Raw genomic sequence first — 16,480 nt, forward strand, 5'->3', positions numbered from 1 at the left:
GCGGCCGGAGCGGGGGGCAACCGCTTTTCGCCGTCACCAAGGGGCCGGGGGCGGGGCCGTCAGCGACTCCGCCAGCCTGGACAGCCTGTCGCGGAAGCGCCAGCGCCCTCGCGGAGAGGGCACCGTGTGCTCGCCCGCCGCCGCGCTCACCAGGTGCTGCACGGTGTCCAGGTCCAGCTCGGAGCCGTCCGGCACGGCCAGCGTCTCGTGCGCCAGCGCCGTCAGCTCCGCCTCGCCGGGGCCGAGGGCCAGCACGGTCACCCCGGCCCGCCGCGCGTCCGACACCCGCTCCAGCAGCGGCACGTCCCCCTCCGGCGACACCACCAGCAGGGTCTCGCCCCGCCGGGCGGCCTCGATCCGCCCCAGGCCGACCGCGAGGTGCGCCGGATCCGACGGGCGCGCGTCGTGCCGTACCAGGGTCGGGGCCAGTTCCGGCGTGCCCGACCACGCGGCCTCGTCCACCAGATGGGCCGCGAGGTGCCAGGGTTCGTACTCCGCGGTGCCCACCAGCAGCAGCCCGCCCCCGTGCGACACCACCGAGCCGCGCAGCACCGCGGCGAACCTCCGCGTGGCCCCCAGCCACTCCGTCCCGGCGAGCACCTCGCGCAGCAGCGCGACCCGTACGGCGTCCATGCGTCCGCATCCTGCCGCACCCGGCCGGACCCGGCCCGGCGTTCGCCGTCGATTCGCCCGACCCGGGGAACGGCCGGGGGATTCCGCAGGGGGAATCCCGCGGGAGCGACCTGCGGTCCCCTGCGGATCTCAAGGGATCGACCTGCGGATCCCCCTGCGGAATCCCAGGGGGAGCGCCCCGCGGACGTGACGGCGGCCACCCTGCCCCGTCGGGGCGCCACCACGCACGTAAAGTCGGCCCATGACCTCTACCGACAGCGCACAGACCGCCGCCGCGACGACCCCGGCCAAGGCCCCCGCCAAGGACCCGTGGGACCTCCCCGACGTCTCCGGGCTCGTCGTCGGCGTGCTCGGCGGGACCGGTCCGCAGGGCAAGGGCCTCGCGTACCGGCTCGCCAAGGCCGGCCAGAAGGTGATCATCGGCTCCCGGGCGGCCGACCGCGCCCGCGCCGCCGCCGAGGAGCTCGGCCACGGGGTCGCGGGCGCCGACAACGCCGAGACCGCGCGCCGCAGCGACATCGTGATCGTCGCCGTGCCGTGGGAGGGTCACGGCAAGACCCTTGAGGCCCTGCGCGAGGAGCTCGCGGGCAAGCTCGTCGTCGACTGCGTCAACCCGCTCGGCTTCGACAAGAAGGGGGCCTACGCCCTGAAGCCGGAGGAAGGCAGCGCCGCCGAGCAGGCCGCCGCCCTGCTGCCGGACTCACGGGTCACCGCCGCCTTCCACCACCTGTCGGCCGTGCTGCTGCAGGACCCCGCGATCGACGAGATCGACACCGATGTCATGGTGCTGGGCGAGGAACGCGCCGACGTGGAGATCGTGCAGGCGCTGGCCGGCCGCATCCCCGGCATGCGCGGCATCTTCGCCGGGCGTCTGCGCAACGCCCACCAGGTCGAGTCGCTGGTCGCCAACCTGATCTCGGTGAACCGCCGCTACAAGGCGCACGCGGGGCTGCGCGTCACCGACGTGTGAGCCCCCGTGCCGCATGGGGGACACTGGTCGTCACAGGCAACACAGCAGTGTGCCGGCGGTGTCCCCCGCGGGACCCGACGGGACCCGACAGCCCTCGACAGGAGTACGCCCCCCATGCCCCGCCTCGCCGTCTACACCCTCGTCGTCTGTCTGCTCGCCGTGGCCGCTGCGGTCGTCTCCTTCACCCGGGGAAGCTGGCTGGGCGTCGTCTGGGTACTGCTGGCGGGCCTGTCGTCGAACATGACCTGGTACTACGTCAAGCGTGAGAAGGCCCGCCGGTCCCTCACGGGCTGACCGAGCAGATCTCCGGCGTCCCCTCCCAGAAGCGGTACAGCGCCTGCCCGCAGTACGTCTCGAAGTCGCCGATCCCGAGCGCGCGCAGCACCGCGTCGACCACGTCGAAGAAGGCCCCGTTGACCGCCGGCAGCCACAGCAGCGCGAACACGAACAGCAGACCGAACGGCGCGAACGGCTCGACCTGCCGCTTCACGCCGTACGGCAGCCACGGCTCGATCACCCCGTAGCCGTCCAGGCCGGGCACCGGCAGGAAGTTCAGGATCGCCGCCGTGACCTGGAGCAGGGCCAGGAAGGCCAGCGCGTACCGGAAGTCGGCGGGCACGCCGTCCAGTGCGTCCAGCCAGAAAGGGGCCGTGCACACGACGGCGAACAGCACGTTCGTCAGCGGACCGGCCGCCGAGATCAGGCTGTGCCGCCACCGGCCCCGAATCCGCCCGCGCTCGATGAACACCGCGCCGCCCGGCAGACCGATCCCACCCATGATCACGAACAGCAGCGGCAGCACGATGCTGAGCAGGGCGTGCGTGTACTTGAGGGGATTGAGCGTCAGATAGCCCTTGGCTCCGACCGAGATGTCCCCACTGTGCAGGGCGGTGCGCGCGTGCGCGTACTCGTGCAGGCACAGGGAGACCAGCCAGGCCGCCGTCACGAACAGGAACACGGCCACGCCGGGCTGCGCGGCGAACCCGGTCCAGGTGGCCCACCCCGTGACCGCCGTGACGGCCAGGATGCCGACGAAGACGGGGCTGATCCGCCGGTCGCTGCGGCGGGTGAGGGCGGTGGTCATGGGGCTCCCTGGGTCCGGGCGGGCGTGGAACTGCCCGACCGTACCGGGCGTACCGGGAAAACGTCTCGCGGCCGGTCGCCGGTTCCTAGGAAGGTGGGGAAAGAGACACCCGCCATGGTCCCGGCCCGCGACACCGCCGGAACCCCGTGACCCGCCCCGAACCGACCGGAGACAATGGACCCCGTGCGCTACCGCATCCTCGGCACCACTCAGGCGCTCCGCCCGGACGGGACCCCCGTCGCCGTCGGCGGGGCGCGCTTGCGTGCGCTTCTGACCGTGCTGGCGTTGCGGGCCGGGCGGACCGTGCCCGCGGGGCTGCTCGTGCAGGAGGTGTGGACCGGGGATCCGCCCGCCGACGCACCGGGCGCCCTGCAGGCGCTGGTCGGCCGGCTGCGCCGGGCCCTCGGCGCGGACGCGGTCGCCTCGGCGGAGGGCGGCTACCGCCTCACCGCCGGCCCCGACGCGGTCGACCTGCACCGTTTCGAACGGCTGACGGGCGACGGCCTGCGCGCTCTCGCGGACGGCGACCCGGCCAAGGCGGCCGTCCTCCTCGACGACGCCCTCGCGCTGTGGCAGGGTCCGCCCCTCGCCGACCTGCCCGACCGCACCGCCGAGGCGGCCCGCAGGGAGGCCCGCCGTCTCGACGCCCTGCGCGCCCGGCACACCGCCGCCCTCGCCCTCGGCCACGCCGAGCAGTCGCTGCCCGAGCTGACCGCCCTGTGCGACGCCCACCCCCTGGACGAGCCCCTCCAGGCGCTGCGCCTGCGCGCCCTGCGCGACGCCGGCCGCACCGCCGAGGCGCTGGCCGCCTACGAGGACGTACGCCGCCTGCTGGCCGACCGCCTCGGCTCGGACCCCGGCCCCGAACTGCGCTTCCTGCACGCGGAGTTGCTGACCCCGGCCGAGGCGCGGAACCCGGCACGGGGGCGGGCCGACCGCGGGGCGCCCTTCGGCGGTCCGGTCGGGCCGCGCGGCGGCTCCGCCGGCTCGTCGGACGGTTCCGGGCGGGTGGACGGTTCCGGGCCGGCGGACGGTCCCGGGCGGGCGAGCGGTTCCGCCGGGGCCGGGGAGGGGTCCGGGTGGCGGCTTTCGGGCGCTCCCGCGGCGGAGGCGGGTGGCTCGGAGCCGTCCGGTGGTTCCGCCGGAACCCGGGAGGGTTCCGGCGGGGGTGCGGGCGGGTCTTCGGGGGCGGATCCGGCGTCGGACGGGGCCCGGGAGGGTTCCGTCGGGAGTGCGAGCGGGTATTCGGGGCCGTATCGCGGTTCGGCCGGGGCTCGGGAGGGCTCCGGCGGGTGGCCTTCGGCCGGTGACGCCGGGCCTTCGGGCCGTCCGGCACGGGATCGGGACGGCTTCACAGGGACGCCCGTTGACGGGTCCGCCGGGCCTTCGGGCCGTCCGGCACGGGATCGGGACGGCTTCACAGGGACGCCCGTTGACGGGTCCGCCGGGCCTTCCGCCGGCCCTGCCGGCCCCGCCGGGCCGTCGGCGGACACCGCGCACGTCCCGCAGGTCACGCACGTTCCGGAAGCCCCGCAGGTTCCGCACGTCCCGCACGACCCCGTGCACACCCCGGCCGCCGCCGTGCCGCCGGGCGACGGCCTCGCCGGACGGTTCGCCGGCTCCGTCCCGTCGGCCGACGGATCCGCCCGTCCGCTCGGCAACCTCCGCGCCCGTCTCACCTCCTTCGTCGGGCGGGAGGCCGACATCGAGGCGATCCGGGGGGATCTCGGCGCCGCCCGCCTGGTCACGCTGCTCGGGCCCGGCGGCGCCGGCAAGACGCGGCTGTCGCAGGAGGCCGCCGAGACCGCACGGGACAACGCACCCGACGGGGTGTGGCTGGCCGAACTCGCGCCCGTCGCCGACCCCGACGCCGTACCGCAGGCCGTCCTCACCGCCGTGGGCGCCCGTGAGACCGTGCTGTACGGCGCCGGCGCCGAGGAACTGCGGACCGTCGGCGAGCGCCACGACGACCCCGTGGACCGCCTCGTCGAGCACTGCGCCCGGCGCCGCATGCTGATCGTCCTGGACAACTGCGAGCACGTCGTCGGCGCCGCCGCCCGTCTCGTCGAGGAGCTGCTGGAACGCTGCCCCGGCCTGACGGTCCTCGCCACCAGCCGCGAACCCCTCGGCGTACCCGGCGAGGTACTGCGACCCGTGGAGCCGTTGCCGGAGCCGGTCGCCCTGCGGCTGCTCGCCGACCGGGGAGCCGCCGCCCGGCCCGGCTTCCGCGTCGACGACGACCCCGAGGCCTGCGCCGAGATCTGCCGCCGCCTGGACGGCCTGCCCCTCGCCATCGAGCTGGCCGCCGCCCGCCTGCGGATGCTGACCCCCCGCCAGATCGCCGACCGGCTCGACGACCGCTTCCGCCTCCTCAGCTCCGGCAGCCGCACCGTCCTGCCCCGCCAGCAGACCCTGCGTGCCGTCGTCGACTGGTCCTGGGACCTGCTCGACGAGGACGAACGCGAGGTCCTCGGCCGCCTTTCGGTCTTCGCCCGCGGCTGCGACCTCGCCGCCGCCGAGGCCGTGTGCGGCCCGGCCGCCTTCGACGCCCTCGGCTCCCTCGTCGACAAGTCGCTGGTCGTGGCCGCCCCCGCCCCCGACGGCGCGATGCGCTACCGGCTGCTGGAGACCGTCGCCGAGTACGCGGGCGAACGCCTCGACGAGTCCGGCGGCCGCCCCGCGGCCGAGCGCGCGCACCTGACGTACTACCGGGAACTCGCCCGCACCACCGAGCCGTCGCTGCGCGGCGCCGGACAGCGCACCGCCATCGACCTCTTCCAGCTCGAGTACGAGAACCTGCGCACCGCGCTGCGCCGTGCCGTCGCCGCACGCGACGAGCAGGAGGCGCTCTGCCTCGCCCTCTCCCTCGTCGTCTACTGGCAGATGCGTGACCTGCGCATCGAGGCCCGCACCTGGTGCAGCGAGGTCATGGCCCTCGGCCCCGACCCCTTCAGCGAACCGGTGCGCCCGGCGGCCCCGGTGTGGAAGCCCTGCACCGACGCCCCGCCGCCGATGACCGGCGAGGTCCTCGCCGAGGCCCGGCGCGGTGTCCACCTCGCCCATCTCGCCTGCATGGACACCGAGCTGGACGCCTGGCAGCAGCCGGCGGCCCAGGCCAAGCTGCGGGCGATCGCCCGGACCTACGAGCCCGGCCTGCCGCAGACCTGCCGTACCCCCGGCCTGCTCTGGTTCTTCGCCGTGATGCTCACCGGCGACATGGGGCGCATCCGCCGCATCCTCGACGCCAACGTCCGCACCTGCCGTGAGACCCCCGGCTACGAGTGGGAGCTCGCCGCCTGCCTGCAGATGCGCGCCAACCTCCTCGCCAACCGCTCGGACTGGGCCGGCGACGCCACCCGGGACGCCGACGAGTCGCTGGAGATCTTCCGCCGCCTCGGCGACGCCTGGGGCACGGCCGAGGCCCTCTCGGCGCGCGCCGAGGCCCACGAGCGGATGGGTTTCCACCGCGAGGCCGCCGCCGACTACGAGGAGGCCATGGTCCACGCCGAACGGCTCGGCGCGCGCGCCCAGCTGGCCGTTCTCGGTGCGCGGCTGGGCAGCGCGCTGCTGGAGGCGGGTGACGAGGAGCGCGGCGAGCGCATCCTGCGCGAGGTGATCGGACGTACGGACGGAACGGTCAACGAGGCCATGCCCGCCGCCCGGATCTTCCTCGCCGGCTGGCTCGGCATGACCGGCCGGCGTGCCGAGGCGCGCGAGCAACTGCGCCTGCTGCGCCGGGACTTCGGGATCGCGCACTTCGTCGTCTTCGACGCCTTCATCCTGGGCGCGGAGGCCTGGCTTGACGCGGTCGACGGCCGCCACGAGGAGGCCCGGCCCACCATCCGCAAGGCCCTGCAGCGGGCCGGCGACCCGCTGTCCCAGGCCATCGCCCCGCCGATGCGCTCCCTCTTCCTGACCGTCGCCGCCATCGTCCTCACCGGCGCCGGCGACGGCAGCAGCAGCCGTGCCGCGGCCGCCGCCCGCTGCCTCGGCACCGCCGACAGCCTGCTCCCGCCCCGCCATGTGGCCCCGCGCCTGGAACGCGAGTCACGGGAGATGGCCGAGGCACGGGCGCGGGCCGCGCTCGGGGACGAGGCCTACGAGGCCGCGTACGCCGAGGGCGGCGGCCTCTCCTACGAGGAGGCCACCGCCCTGGTGTGAGCGCCGCACGGCACGGCCACGGTCAGCTCTTCGTGCGGAACTTGTGGATCGCGACCGGTGCCATCACCGCAGTGATGGCCACCGACCAGCCGAGGGTCACCCACAGGTCGTGCGCGACCGGGCCGCCCACCATCAGCCCGCGCGCCGCGTCGGCGAGCGTGGACAGCGGGTTGTAGTCGGTGAACGCCTGAAGCCAGCCCGGCATGGACGCCGTCGGGGCGAAGATCGACGAGCCGAACTGCAGGGGGAACAGCACCAGGAAGCCCATCGCCTGCACGGACTGCGCGTTCTTCAGGATCACGCCCAGGGTGAGGAACACCCACATGATCGACGAGGCGAACGCCGTGGACAGGCCCACGGCCGCGAACAGTCCGAGCCAGTGGTCGATGTCGAAACCGACCAGGACGGCGACGATCATCAGCACGGTCGTCGCGAACAGCATCCGCACCAGCTCGACCGAGATCTTCGCGAACAGCACCGAGCCGCGCCCGATCGGCAGGGACCGGAAACGGTCCATGACCCCGGAGTTGAAGTCCTGGCTGAAGCCGGTGCCGACGCCCTGCGACAGCGTCATGCTCATCATCGCGATCATGCCCGGGATGACGTACTGGACGTACCCGTCCTGACCGCCGCCCAGGGCCTGCCCGATCGAGCCGCCGAAGACGTACACGAACAGCAGGGTGAAGACGACCGGCATCAGCAGCGCGTCGAACATCGACTCCGGGTCCTGCCTGATCCACAGCAGGTTGCGGCGGATCAGGGCCCCGGTGTGGCGCAGGTGGCCGCGCAGGGAGATGCGGACGTCGGCGGCCGGGGCGGAGGCCGAAGGGGCGGTGCGACCGGGGTGCGCCCCGGCCGTCCGCTCCGGAGGGGCCTCGTTCAGGGTGGTGGTGGCTGAAGGGCGGGAGCTCATGCGGCGACCCCCTCACGGGTCTCGGCGGGCGTGGCGTCCTGCGGGGCACTGGCGCGGTGGCCGGTGAGGGACAGGAACACCTCGTCCAGGCTGGGCAGTTCGGTGGTGATGGAGGCGAGGGTGATGCCGCGTGCGGTGACCGCGCCGACCACGGCGGTGAGCTGCTCGTCGCTGAGGATCGGCACGAGGACGGCACCGCGCTCGGTGTCCACGGTCGTGGTGGCGAGCCCGGTGATGCCGAGCTCGTCCAGCGCGGCGGCCAGCGGCCGCAGCTGCGCCGGGTCGGCCGGCCGCACCCGCAGCGTCCGTCCGCCGACCTTCGCCTTCAGCTCCTCGATGGCACCGCCCGCGATGACCTTGCCCCGGTCGACGACGGTCAGCTCGGTGGCGAGTTGCTCGGCCTCCTCCATGTACTGCGTGGTCAGCAGCACCGTCACCCCCTCCCCGACCATCGTCTTGACCTCCTCCCACACCTCGTTGCGGGTGCGGGGGTCGAGGCCCGTGGTGGGCTCGTCGAGGTACAGCACGGCGGGCCGGCCGATCATGGAGGCGGCCAGGTCGAGCCGCCGCCGCATGCCGCCGGAGTAGGTGGCGGCCGGCCGCCGGGCCGCCTCGGTGAGGGAGAACCGTTCCAGCAGCACGTCGGCGCGGGCGCGGGCCTCCTTGCGGGGCAGGTCGAGCAGCCGCCCGATGAGGTACAGGTTCTCCCAGCCCGGCAACTTCTCGTCCACGGAGGCGTACTGGCCCGTGAGCCCGATCACCCTGCGCAGTTGCCGGGGCTGTCGTACGACGTCGTAGCCGGCGACGGTCGCCCGGCCGGCGTCGGGGGCCAGCAGGGTGGACAGGATCCGCACGAGGGTGGTCTTCCCGGCGCCGTTCGGCCCGAGGACCCCCATGACGGTGCCCTCCCGCACGTCCAGGTCGACGCCGTCCAGCGCCTTGGTCTCCCCGTAGTGCTTGACGAGTCCCCGTACGGTGACGGCGCTTCCGGCGCCGCTGGGATTCTTGTCGATGCGTGTCATGCGGACGACGCTGTCAGCCCCCACCGACAGACGGCCTACAGCTCACCTACAGCGCCGACAGCTCACCTACAGCGCCGACATCCCGCCGACAGCGGCGCGGTTCACGCGCGCCGAAGGGGCCCGAGGCCCGTGCGGGGCCGATGCGGGGGCCGGGGGCGGGAGGGGAGGGGGCGGAGAGGCCGAGGAACGAGAAAACGGCAGCCCGCCGACGGGGGAAGATCGGCGGGCTGCCTGTGCGGAGTTGGCTCAGTGCACCGAGTGCTGCTCCTGCGGGAACGTTCCGCCGACGACGTCCTCCGCGAACGCCTTCGCCGCTCCGCTCATGACCTCACGCAGGTTCGCGTACTGCTTCACGAACTTCGGGACGCGCCCGGAGGTCAGACCCAGCATGTCCGTCCAGACCAGGACCTGCGCGTCCGTCTCCGCCCCGGCGCCGATCCCGACGGTCGGGATGTGCAGCACGCGCGTCACCTCGGCCGCCAGCTCGGCCGGCACCAGCTCCAGCACGACCGCGAAGGCACCCGCGTCCTGCACGGCCTTGGCGTCCCGAAGCAGCTGCGCGGCCGCCTCCTCGCCGCGGCCCTGGACGCGGTAGCCCATGGCGTTCACCGACTGCGGGGTGAGGCCGATGTGCGCCATCACCGGGATGCCGGACTCCACCAGCAGCTCGATCTGCCGGTGCGAGCGCTCCCCGCCCTCCAGCTTCACGGCCCCGACCCCGGCCTCCTTGACCAGCCGGGTCGCCGACCGCAGCGCCTGCACGGGCCCTTCCTGGTACGAGCCGAAGGGCAGGTCGCCGACGATCAGGGCACGCTGGGTGCCCCGTACCACCGCCGCCGACAGCATGGTCATCTCGTCGAGGGTGACGGGCACGGTGGTCTCGTACCCCAGATGGCAGTTGCCCGCAGAGTCGCCGACGAGGATCACCGGGATCCCGGCCTCGTCGAAGACGGACGCGGTCATCGCGTCGTACGCGGTGAGCATGGGCCACTTCTCGCCGCGCTCCTTGGCGGCGGCGATGTCGCGAACGGTGATGCGGCGGGTGCCCTTGCCCCCGTACAGCGCCTTGCTGCCGTCGGAGGGCTTCGTCTGGGCAGCCGAAAACTGCGTCATTGCAACGGCTCCTTACGTCATCTCGAGGCGCCCTGACGGCGTCCCCGGACCACCTCCATGGTGGCACCTCGTGCCAGGGAGGGCCAGAGCGCCCCCGGTGTGGGCCGGGCCTCACCGCGCGGTCCGTAAGGCACCGGTAAAGAGACCCGAAAGAGAGACGAAAGAATTCCGATACGAGACGGTCTCGTATCGAAATTCGCCTAGGCTCGTCGGCATGACCACTCCCGTCGGCCCCGTCGGCCCCCGCATACCGGAAGCGGTGCACCGGCGCCGCTGGGCGATCCTCGGCGTGCTGATGCTGAGCCTGCTGATCGTCGTCCTCGACAACTCGATCCTGAACGTCGCGATCAAGACCATCTCCACCCCCGCCCCCGTCGGCCTGGGCGCCACGCAGAGCGAGCTGGAGTGGGCGATCAACTCCTACACGCTCGTCTTCGCGGGTCTGCTGTTCTCCGCCGGCCTCCTCGGCGACCGCATCGGCCGCAAGAAGGTCCTGCTCGGCGGCCTCGTCGTCTTCGGCATCGGTTCCGCGCTCGCCGCCGAGTCCGGCTCGCCCGCGCAGCTCATCGCCTTCCGCGCGCTGATGGCCCTCGGCGCCGCCTTCGTGATGCCCGCGACCCTCGCCGTCCTCATGAACGTCTTCGAACGCGAGGAGCAGCCCAAGGCGATCGGCATCTGGGCGGGCGGCGTCGGGCTCGCCATCGCCATCGGCCCCATCACCGGAGGCCTGCTCCTCGACCACTTCTGGTGGGGCTCGGTCTTCCTGATCAACGTGCCGATCGTGATCGTCGCCGTCGCGCTGATGCTGTGGCTCGTGCCCGACTCCCGCGACCCGCACCCCGGCCGGATCGACCCCGTCGGCGTCGCCCTGTCCGTCGTCGGCCTGATCCTCCTCGTCTACGGCATCATCAAGGGCGGCGAACTCGCCGACTTCACCGACCCGACCGTGGTCACGACGATCACCGCCGGCCTCGCCGTCCTCGTCGCGTTCGTCGTCCACGAGAAGCGCAGCGACCACCCGTCCATCGACGTCGCCTACTTCAGGAACAAGGTGTTCTCGGCCGCGATCGCCGTCATCGCGCTGGTCTTCTTCGCGCTGATGGGCGTGACGTTCTTCTCCGTCTTCTACACCCAGAGCGTGCGCGGCTACTCGCCGCTGCAGACCGGTCTGCTGATGCTGCCGCTGGCCGCCGCCCAGATGGTCTTCGCGCCGCGGGCCCGGCTCGTCGTCGACCGCTTCGGCGTCAAGGCCACGACGACGACCGGCATGCTCGTCATCGCGGCGACGCTGGTGGCCTTCGCCACGCTGGACGCGGACACCCCGATCTGGATCCTGGAGGTCGTCTTCTTCTTCATGGGCGCCGGAATGGCCCACATCATGACGCCGACCAGCGTCGTCATCATGCAGGCCCTGCCCCGGGAGAAGGCCGGCTCCGCCTCCGCCCTCAGCAACACCTTCCGCCAGGTCGGCGGCGCGCTCGGCATCGCCGTCCTGGGCTCCGTGCTCTCCACGTCGTACCGGGGCGGCATCGAGGACGACCTGGCGGCGCTGCCGGCCGGGCTGCGCGGGACGGCCGGGGAGTCCATCGAGGCGACCCTGGGCGTCGCGGCGAAGCTCGGCGACCGGGGCAGGGCGCTGGTCGACCCCGCCAACGACGCGTTCCTGCACGCGATGCACGTCACCGCGCTGTGGGGGGCCGTGGTCGCGGTCGTGGGCGCGGTCGTCGTGGGGCTCTTCCTGCCCGGCAGGCCGAAGGAGCCTCAGATCAGCGCGGACGAGGGGGAGTTGGTGCGGGCGGACTCGTAGGCCCGGCCTGCGGCCGCCCTCTGAGCGACAATCTCCCCAGCGCGAAGAAGGGACGGACGGACGTGAGCCTCGCGGAGAGCGGCACCGGTGTGGAACAGCCCGGTCGGGGGCGACCCCGTAGTGAGGCGGTGGAACGGGCCATCATCGAGGGGACGATGAAGCTGCTGGAGGAGGGTGTTCCGCTCGCTGAGGTGTCCATCGAACGGATCGCCCGGACCGCCGGCGTCGGCAAGGCGACCATCTACCGCCGCTGGAGCGGCAAGGAGGAACTCTTCGTCGACGTCCTGCGCGCCGCCGAACCGGCGGACCCCGAACTCCCCGGCACCTCCCTGCGCGACGACCTGATCGTGCTGCTGGAGTCGGTGCGCCGGCGCGGACTGGCCACCCGGTCCTCGGCGATCCTGCACAACGTCCGGGCCCAGATGAAGAGCAGCCCCCGGATCTGGGCGGCCTACCACAACACGGTCGTCGAGCCCCGCCGCAGGATCGGCCTCGAAGTCGTGCGCCGCGGCCAGGAGAACGGCGAACTGCGCACCGACCTCGACCGCGAGCTGCTGTACGACATCTTCGTCGGCCCCATGCTGGTCCGGGCCGTCCTGCACCCCGACTCCGACCTCGCCGAGGGACTCGCGGAACGGATGGTCGACGCGCTGCTCGCCGGGCTACGGCCCGTCAGTTCGCCCGAGACTCGGCACTGATGTGCGCGTTTCGTCACAGACCGGTCTTCGTGACCCCCGACCGGAACCCGTGACACGGACCCGTTCGTCCTCGTGCCCGTACGGCCGTCATGGGACGGCAGGATCGGGACCGATCATCCCCTAGGGTCATACAGGGGGGACGAACGGTGTGCACGGCAGGCAGTGAGGCGACGGTATGGCGCAGCAGGCGTACATGACGGAGACGGACAACGGCGGCTCGGGGCCCGAGCACCGGGGAACCCGGCTTCGGCGCCTGATCGGACGTCTGGCCGCCCGTTTGTCGGCGGGCTGGCGCGGCGACCCGCGCATCTGGCGCCGAGGCGTCGTCGCGGCCGTGCTCGCCCTGCTCCTCTCGACGGTGATGGCGCTGCACTCGCGCATCCCCAACCGCTTCGGCAACCTCGGCAGCCTCACGGAGACCTTCCTGCCGTGGCTGGGCCTGTTCATCCCGCTGCTGCTCCTGCTCGCGCTGGTGCGCAGGTCGGCGACCGCGCTGATCGCGGTGCTCCTCCCGGCCGTGGTCTGGCTGAACCTGTTCGGCGGCCAGCTCACCGACAAGACCGGCAGCGGCGGCAACCTCACCGTCGCCACCCACAACGTCAACGCCGACAACGCCGACCCGTCCGGCACCGCCCGTGACGTGGCCGCGTCCGGCGCGGACGTGCTGGCGCTGGAGGAGCTGACCGCCTCGGCGGTGCCGGTCTACGAGAAGGCGCTGGCGGCGACGTACGCGTACCACTCGGTGCAGGGCACGGTCGGGCTGTGGAGCAAGTACCCGCTGAGCGACGTCGCGGACGTCGACATCAAGCTGGGCTGGGTGCGCGCGATGCGGGCGACGGTCACCACGCCGGAGGGGCCGGTAGCGTTCTACGTCGCCCACCTGCCGTCCGTGCGCGTCAAGCTCCAGGCCGGGTTCACCGCCCATCAGCGCGACAAGAGCGCGGACGCGCTGGGCGAGGCGATCGCCGCCGACCCGCTGAGCCGGAAGATCCTGCTCGGCGACCTCAACGGAACGATGAACGACCGCTCCCTCAACGCCGTCACCTCCCAGATGCGTTCGGCGCAGGGCGCGGCGGGCAGCGGCATGGGCTTCAGCTGGCCGGCGTCGTTCCCGATGGCGCGCATCGACCAGATCATGGTGTCGGGCGTGGAGCCGGTCACCTCGTGGACCCTGCCGGAGACCGGCAGCGACCACTTGCCGGTCGCCGCTCGTGTGAGGGTCACCACACCGTAACCCACCGGAATACGGGGCGCGACAGAGTTTGTTCCGTCACTGAACATAGTGAACCTATGATGGACGGAACCTCTCTCTGAAAGGCACAGGCTCTCTCATGCCCCTGGCCCTGCTCGCCCTGGCCGTGGGTGCCTTCGGCATCGGCACCACCGAGTTCGTGATGATGGGACTGCTGCCCGACGTCGCGGACGACCTGCACATCTCGATCCCGGCCGCCGGACACCTGGTCTCCGCCTACGCCCTCGGCGTCGTCATCGGCGCCCCGCTGCTCGCGGCGGCGACGGCCCGCCTGTCCCGCCGCACGGTCCTGATCTCCCTGATGGGCCTGTTCGTCGCGGGCAACGCGCTGTCGGCGTTGGCCCCCGACCACCAGTGGCTGCTGGCCGCCCGCTTCCTCAGCGGTCTGCCGCACGGCGCCTTCTTCGGCGTCGGCGCGGTCGTGGCCACGAACCTGGTCGCGCCCGAACGCAAGGCCCGCTCGGTGTCGCTGATGTTCCTCGGCCTGACCGTCGCCAACATCGCGGGCGTCCCCGTGGCCACCCTCATGGGTCAGCACCTGGGCTGGCGGGCCACCTTCCTCGGCGTGAGCGCGATCGGCCTGGCGGCCATCGCGTCCCTCGCGCTCCTCATCCCCCGGGACCACACGCACGCGGCCCCCTCGGCGGGCCTGCGCGGCGAACTGGCGGCGCTGCGCTCCCTGCCGGTGTGGCTGGCGCTCGGCACGACGGTCGCCGGATTCGGGGCGCTCTTCTCCGCGTACAGCTACATCACGCCGATGCTGACCGACTCCGCCGGGTACGCCGACGCCAGCGTGACCCTGCTGCTGGCGCTGTTCGGCGTCGGCGCGACGATCGGCAACCTGCTCGGCGGCCGCCTCGCCGACCACGCCATGCGGCGCACGCTGTTCGGCGGCCTGGCCTCGCTGGTCCTCGTCCTGGCGCTGTTCCCGCTGCTGATGGACACGGCGTGGAGCGCTGCGCTCGCGGTGACGCTGCTGGGCGTGGCCGCGTTCGTCACCGGCTCGCCGCTGCAGCTGATGGTGATGGAGAAGGCGTCGACCGCCCCCTCCCTGGCCTCCTCCGCCAACCAGGCCGCCTTCAACCTCGCGAACGCCGGCGGCGCCTGGATCGGCGGCCTGGCCCTCGCCGCCGGCTTCGGCGTGACGTCACCGGCGGTGGCCGGCGCGGGCCTCGCGGTGCTGGGCCTCGCCGTCGCGGGCGTGGCCTACGCGGTGGACCGGCGGAGCACTCCCGAGCGAGTCGGCGGGGCGCGGATCGTCGCGGCCGGGACGGCACAGCGGACGGAGGCGCTGCACCGCTAGGCAGTGCGCTGACAGTTCCCGTCGCTCATCCCGTGCCGTGATGATCCCCGTGCGGGGCGAGGTCTCTCGCCGACGGGCCGCGGACAGCGCTGTCTCCCGCGCTCCGGCGGGGGTGGGTGGAGTCGGCCCGGTGCAGGCGACACCGGGTGGAGCCGGCCCTGGGGGCCGGTACGGCCGCGGGGAGCGGGGCGCTGGTCCCTCCGGGTGGAATCGCCGCCACGCCCGCGGGTCACCTTGCCGATCCGGCAATGAGTCGTTCTGGCATCTGGCAGCGGTCAGTCCGGCTGAGAAGGGATCGACGGATGATGACGGTGAAGCGGCGACGCGGGTACGGCGGCGAGGGCAGGGGCGGGTCGGGGGCAAGGCCGCGAAGACGCACCGCGCTGGTGGTCGCGGCGGGCGTCTTCACGGCGACCGCCATGGTGTTCATGGGGGCCGCGGGCGCGAGCGGCGCGCAGCCGACGTGTTTCGGCCGTCCGGCGACACAGCCCGGGAGCACCGCCGGAACCCCGGGTGCGGACGTGATCATCGGCACCGCCGGCGCGGACACGCTCGACGGCCGGGGCGGTGACGACCTGATCTGCGGCCTGGGCGGGAACGACCGCCTCATCGGAGGCCCCGGCAACGACTCGGTCGACGGCGGCGACGGCGGGGACGGCCTGACCGGCGACTCCTTCGCCCCGACGGGAGACGCGACGGCATCCACCGGAAGCGACCGGCTGTTCGGCGGCCCCGGCGACGACGTCATCACAGGCGACAACCTGGCGGTCCAGGGCGACGCCCGGGGGGCCTCCCGGGACATCGCGTTCGGCGGGGCCGACAGCGACCAGATGGTCGGCGACAGCCGGGGCGACACCGTGACCGGTGGAGCGAGCGACCGCCTCGAGGGCGGTGACGGCGACGACGGGCTGACCGGCGACTCGCTCGGCGTCTTCTCGGCCCAAGGCGCCGCGGACGATGTGCTCCTGGAAGGCCTCGGCCAGTTCGGCGACGTGACCGGTGACAGCGTGTCGATCCTGGGGAACGCCGGTGGGAGCGGCGGTGACGACCTCATCGACCTGGGCGCGGACGGCGCCCTCGTGGCCGTCGGGGACCACGCGGCCTCCCAGGGCACCGCGACGGGATCCGGCAACGACCGGATCACCGGCGGCAGCGGCGACGAGCTCGAGGTCGTCGGCGACAGCGGCGTCGGCGACCCCACCGGGCTGACCGCCGGGAACGACGTCATCTTCGGGCGCGGCGGCAACGACACGCTCTTCGGGGACAACGTGGGCCCCGGCGGCCCGATCGACACCGTGGGCGGCACGGACTCGATCCGCGGTGGCGACGGGGACGACACCCTCTGGGGCGGCCCCGGCGGCGACACCCTCGACGGCGGCGCCGGAACGGACACCTGCGACGGCGGACCGGGCAACGACGTCATCACCGATTGCGAGGCCTGACACCCCACCGGCGACGGGTCCCGATGTCCTCGTCGTCCTCCCGAGGCGTCCGCGCGGGGAAGGACGACGAGGGCCCGGGCCC

Annotated in this window: 13 protein-coding genes; 8 read left to right on the top strand and 5 right to left on the bottom strand. The window is 73.3% G+C overall.

All coding sequences use genetic code 11. The features are described from left to right. Positions 1-33: 33 nt before the first annotated feature. Positions 34-633, bottom strand: coding sequence for a hypothetical protein (locus ACIHAR_RS05325; RefSeq protein ID WP_400017108.1), 600 nt, complete (start codon positions 631-633; stop codon positions 34-36). 241 nt (positions 634-874) lie between these two features. Between ACIHAR_RS05325 and npdG the strand changes: the two genes are divergently transcribed. Both npdG and ACIHAR_RS05335 read left to right on the top strand, forming a co-directional pair. Then, on the top strand, positions 875-1,603 hold the full coding sequence (npdG, locus tag ACIHAR_RS05330) for an NADPH-dependent F420 reductase (RefSeq protein ID WP_365455072.1): 729 nt from the start codon (positions 875-877) through the stop codon (positions 1,601-1,603). 114 nt (positions 1,604-1,717) lie between these two features. Then, positions 1,718-1,897, top strand: coding sequence for a hypothetical protein (locus ACIHAR_RS05335; protein ID WP_365455075.1), 180 nt, complete (start codon positions 1,718-1,720; stop codon positions 1,895-1,897). Here the strand turns inward: ACIHAR_RS05335 and ACIHAR_RS05340 are convergent. Beyond that, the gene (locus ACIHAR_RS05340) at positions 1,887-2,687 is read right to left on the bottom strand and encodes a site-2 protease family protein (protein ID WP_400017111.1); all 801 of its coding nucleotides are present in this window, start codon (positions 2,685-2,687) and stop codon (positions 1,887-1,889) included. The genes ACIHAR_RS05335 and ACIHAR_RS05340 overlap by 11 nt on opposite strands. A gap of 174 nt (positions 2,688-2,861) precedes the next feature. On the opposite strand from ACIHAR_RS05340, the gene ACIHAR_RS05345 reads away from it, so the two are divergent. After that, complete coding sequence (locus tag ACIHAR_RS05345; RefSeq protein WP_400017114.1) at positions 2,862-6,848, top strand: AfsR/SARP family transcriptional regulator; 3,987 nt, start codon at positions 2,862-2,864, stop codon at positions 6,846-6,848. Positions 6,849-6,870: 22 nt separating this feature from the next. Here the strand turns inward: ACIHAR_RS05345 and ACIHAR_RS05350 are convergent, their stop codons facing one another. The 3 genes from ACIHAR_RS05350 to panB all read right to left on the bottom strand — a co-directional run bounded on the left by ACIHAR_RS05350 (position 6,871) and on the right by panB (position 9,896). Next, the gene (locus tag ACIHAR_RS05350) at positions 6,871-7,761 is read right to left on the bottom strand and encodes an ABC transporter permease (protein ID WP_365455087.1); all 891 of its coding nucleotides are present in this window, start codon (positions 7,759-7,761) and stop codon (positions 6,871-6,873) included. Then, a complete protein-coding gene (locus tag ACIHAR_RS05355; protein WP_365455090.1) occupies positions 7,758-8,783 on the bottom strand; it encodes an ATP-binding cassette domain-containing protein in 1,026 nt (341 codons plus the stop codon). Before ACIHAR_RS05355 ends, ACIHAR_RS05350 begins: the two co-directional genes overlap by 4 nt. A 246-nt stretch (positions 8,784-9,029) precedes the next feature. Beyond that, positions 9,030-9,896 carry a 3-methyl-2-oxobutanoate hydroxymethyltransferase gene (panB, locus tag ACIHAR_RS05360; protein WP_400017117.1) on the bottom strand — a complete coding sequence of 289 codons (867 nt, stop codon included), beginning with the start codon at positions 9,894-9,896 and terminating at the stop codon, positions 9,030-9,032. Between the two features lie 214 nt (positions 9,897-10,110). Between panB and ACIHAR_RS05365 the strand changes: the two genes are divergently transcribed. From ACIHAR_RS05365 to ACIHAR_RS05385, 5 genes are all read left to right on the top strand, one after another. Then, complete coding sequence (locus ACIHAR_RS05365) at positions 10,111-11,703, top strand: DHA2 family efflux MFS transporter permease subunit (protein WP_400017119.1); 1,593 nt, start codon at positions 10,111-10,113, stop codon at positions 11,701-11,703. 62 nt (positions 11,704-11,765) lie between these two features. Further along, on the top strand, positions 11,766-12,401 hold the full coding sequence (locus tag ACIHAR_RS05370) for a TetR/AcrR family transcriptional regulator (RefSeq protein ID WP_400017123.1): 636 nt from the start codon (positions 11,766-11,768) through the stop codon (positions 12,399-12,401). A 175-nt stretch (positions 12,402-12,576) separates the two neighbouring features. Continuing rightward, positions 12,577-13,635: an endonuclease/exonuclease/phosphatase family protein gene (locus tag ACIHAR_RS05375; RefSeq protein WP_365455102.1), complete on the top strand. Its 1,059-nt coding sequence runs from the start codon at positions 12,577-12,579 to the stop codon at positions 13,633-13,635. Between the two features lie 97 nt (positions 13,636-13,732). Continuing rightward, the gene (locus tag ACIHAR_RS05380) at positions 13,733-14,956 is read left to right on the top strand and encodes an MFS transporter (RefSeq protein ID WP_400017125.1); all 1,224 of its coding nucleotides are present in this window, start codon (positions 13,733-13,735) and stop codon (positions 14,954-14,956) included. Positions 14,957-15,258: 302 nt separating this feature from the next. Continuing rightward, positions 15,259-16,398 carry a calcium-binding protein gene (locus tag ACIHAR_RS05385; protein WP_400017127.1) on the top strand — a complete coding sequence of 380 codons (1,140 nt, stop codon included), beginning with the start codon at positions 15,259-15,261 and terminating at the stop codon, positions 16,396-16,398. Positions 16,399-16,480: the final 82 nt, after the last annotated feature.

The sequence above is a fragment of the Streptomyces sp. NPDC052016 genome, assembly GCF_044548445.1.
Classification (GTDB): Bacteria; Actinomycetota; Actinomycetes; order Streptomycetales; family Streptomycetaceae; genus Streptomyces.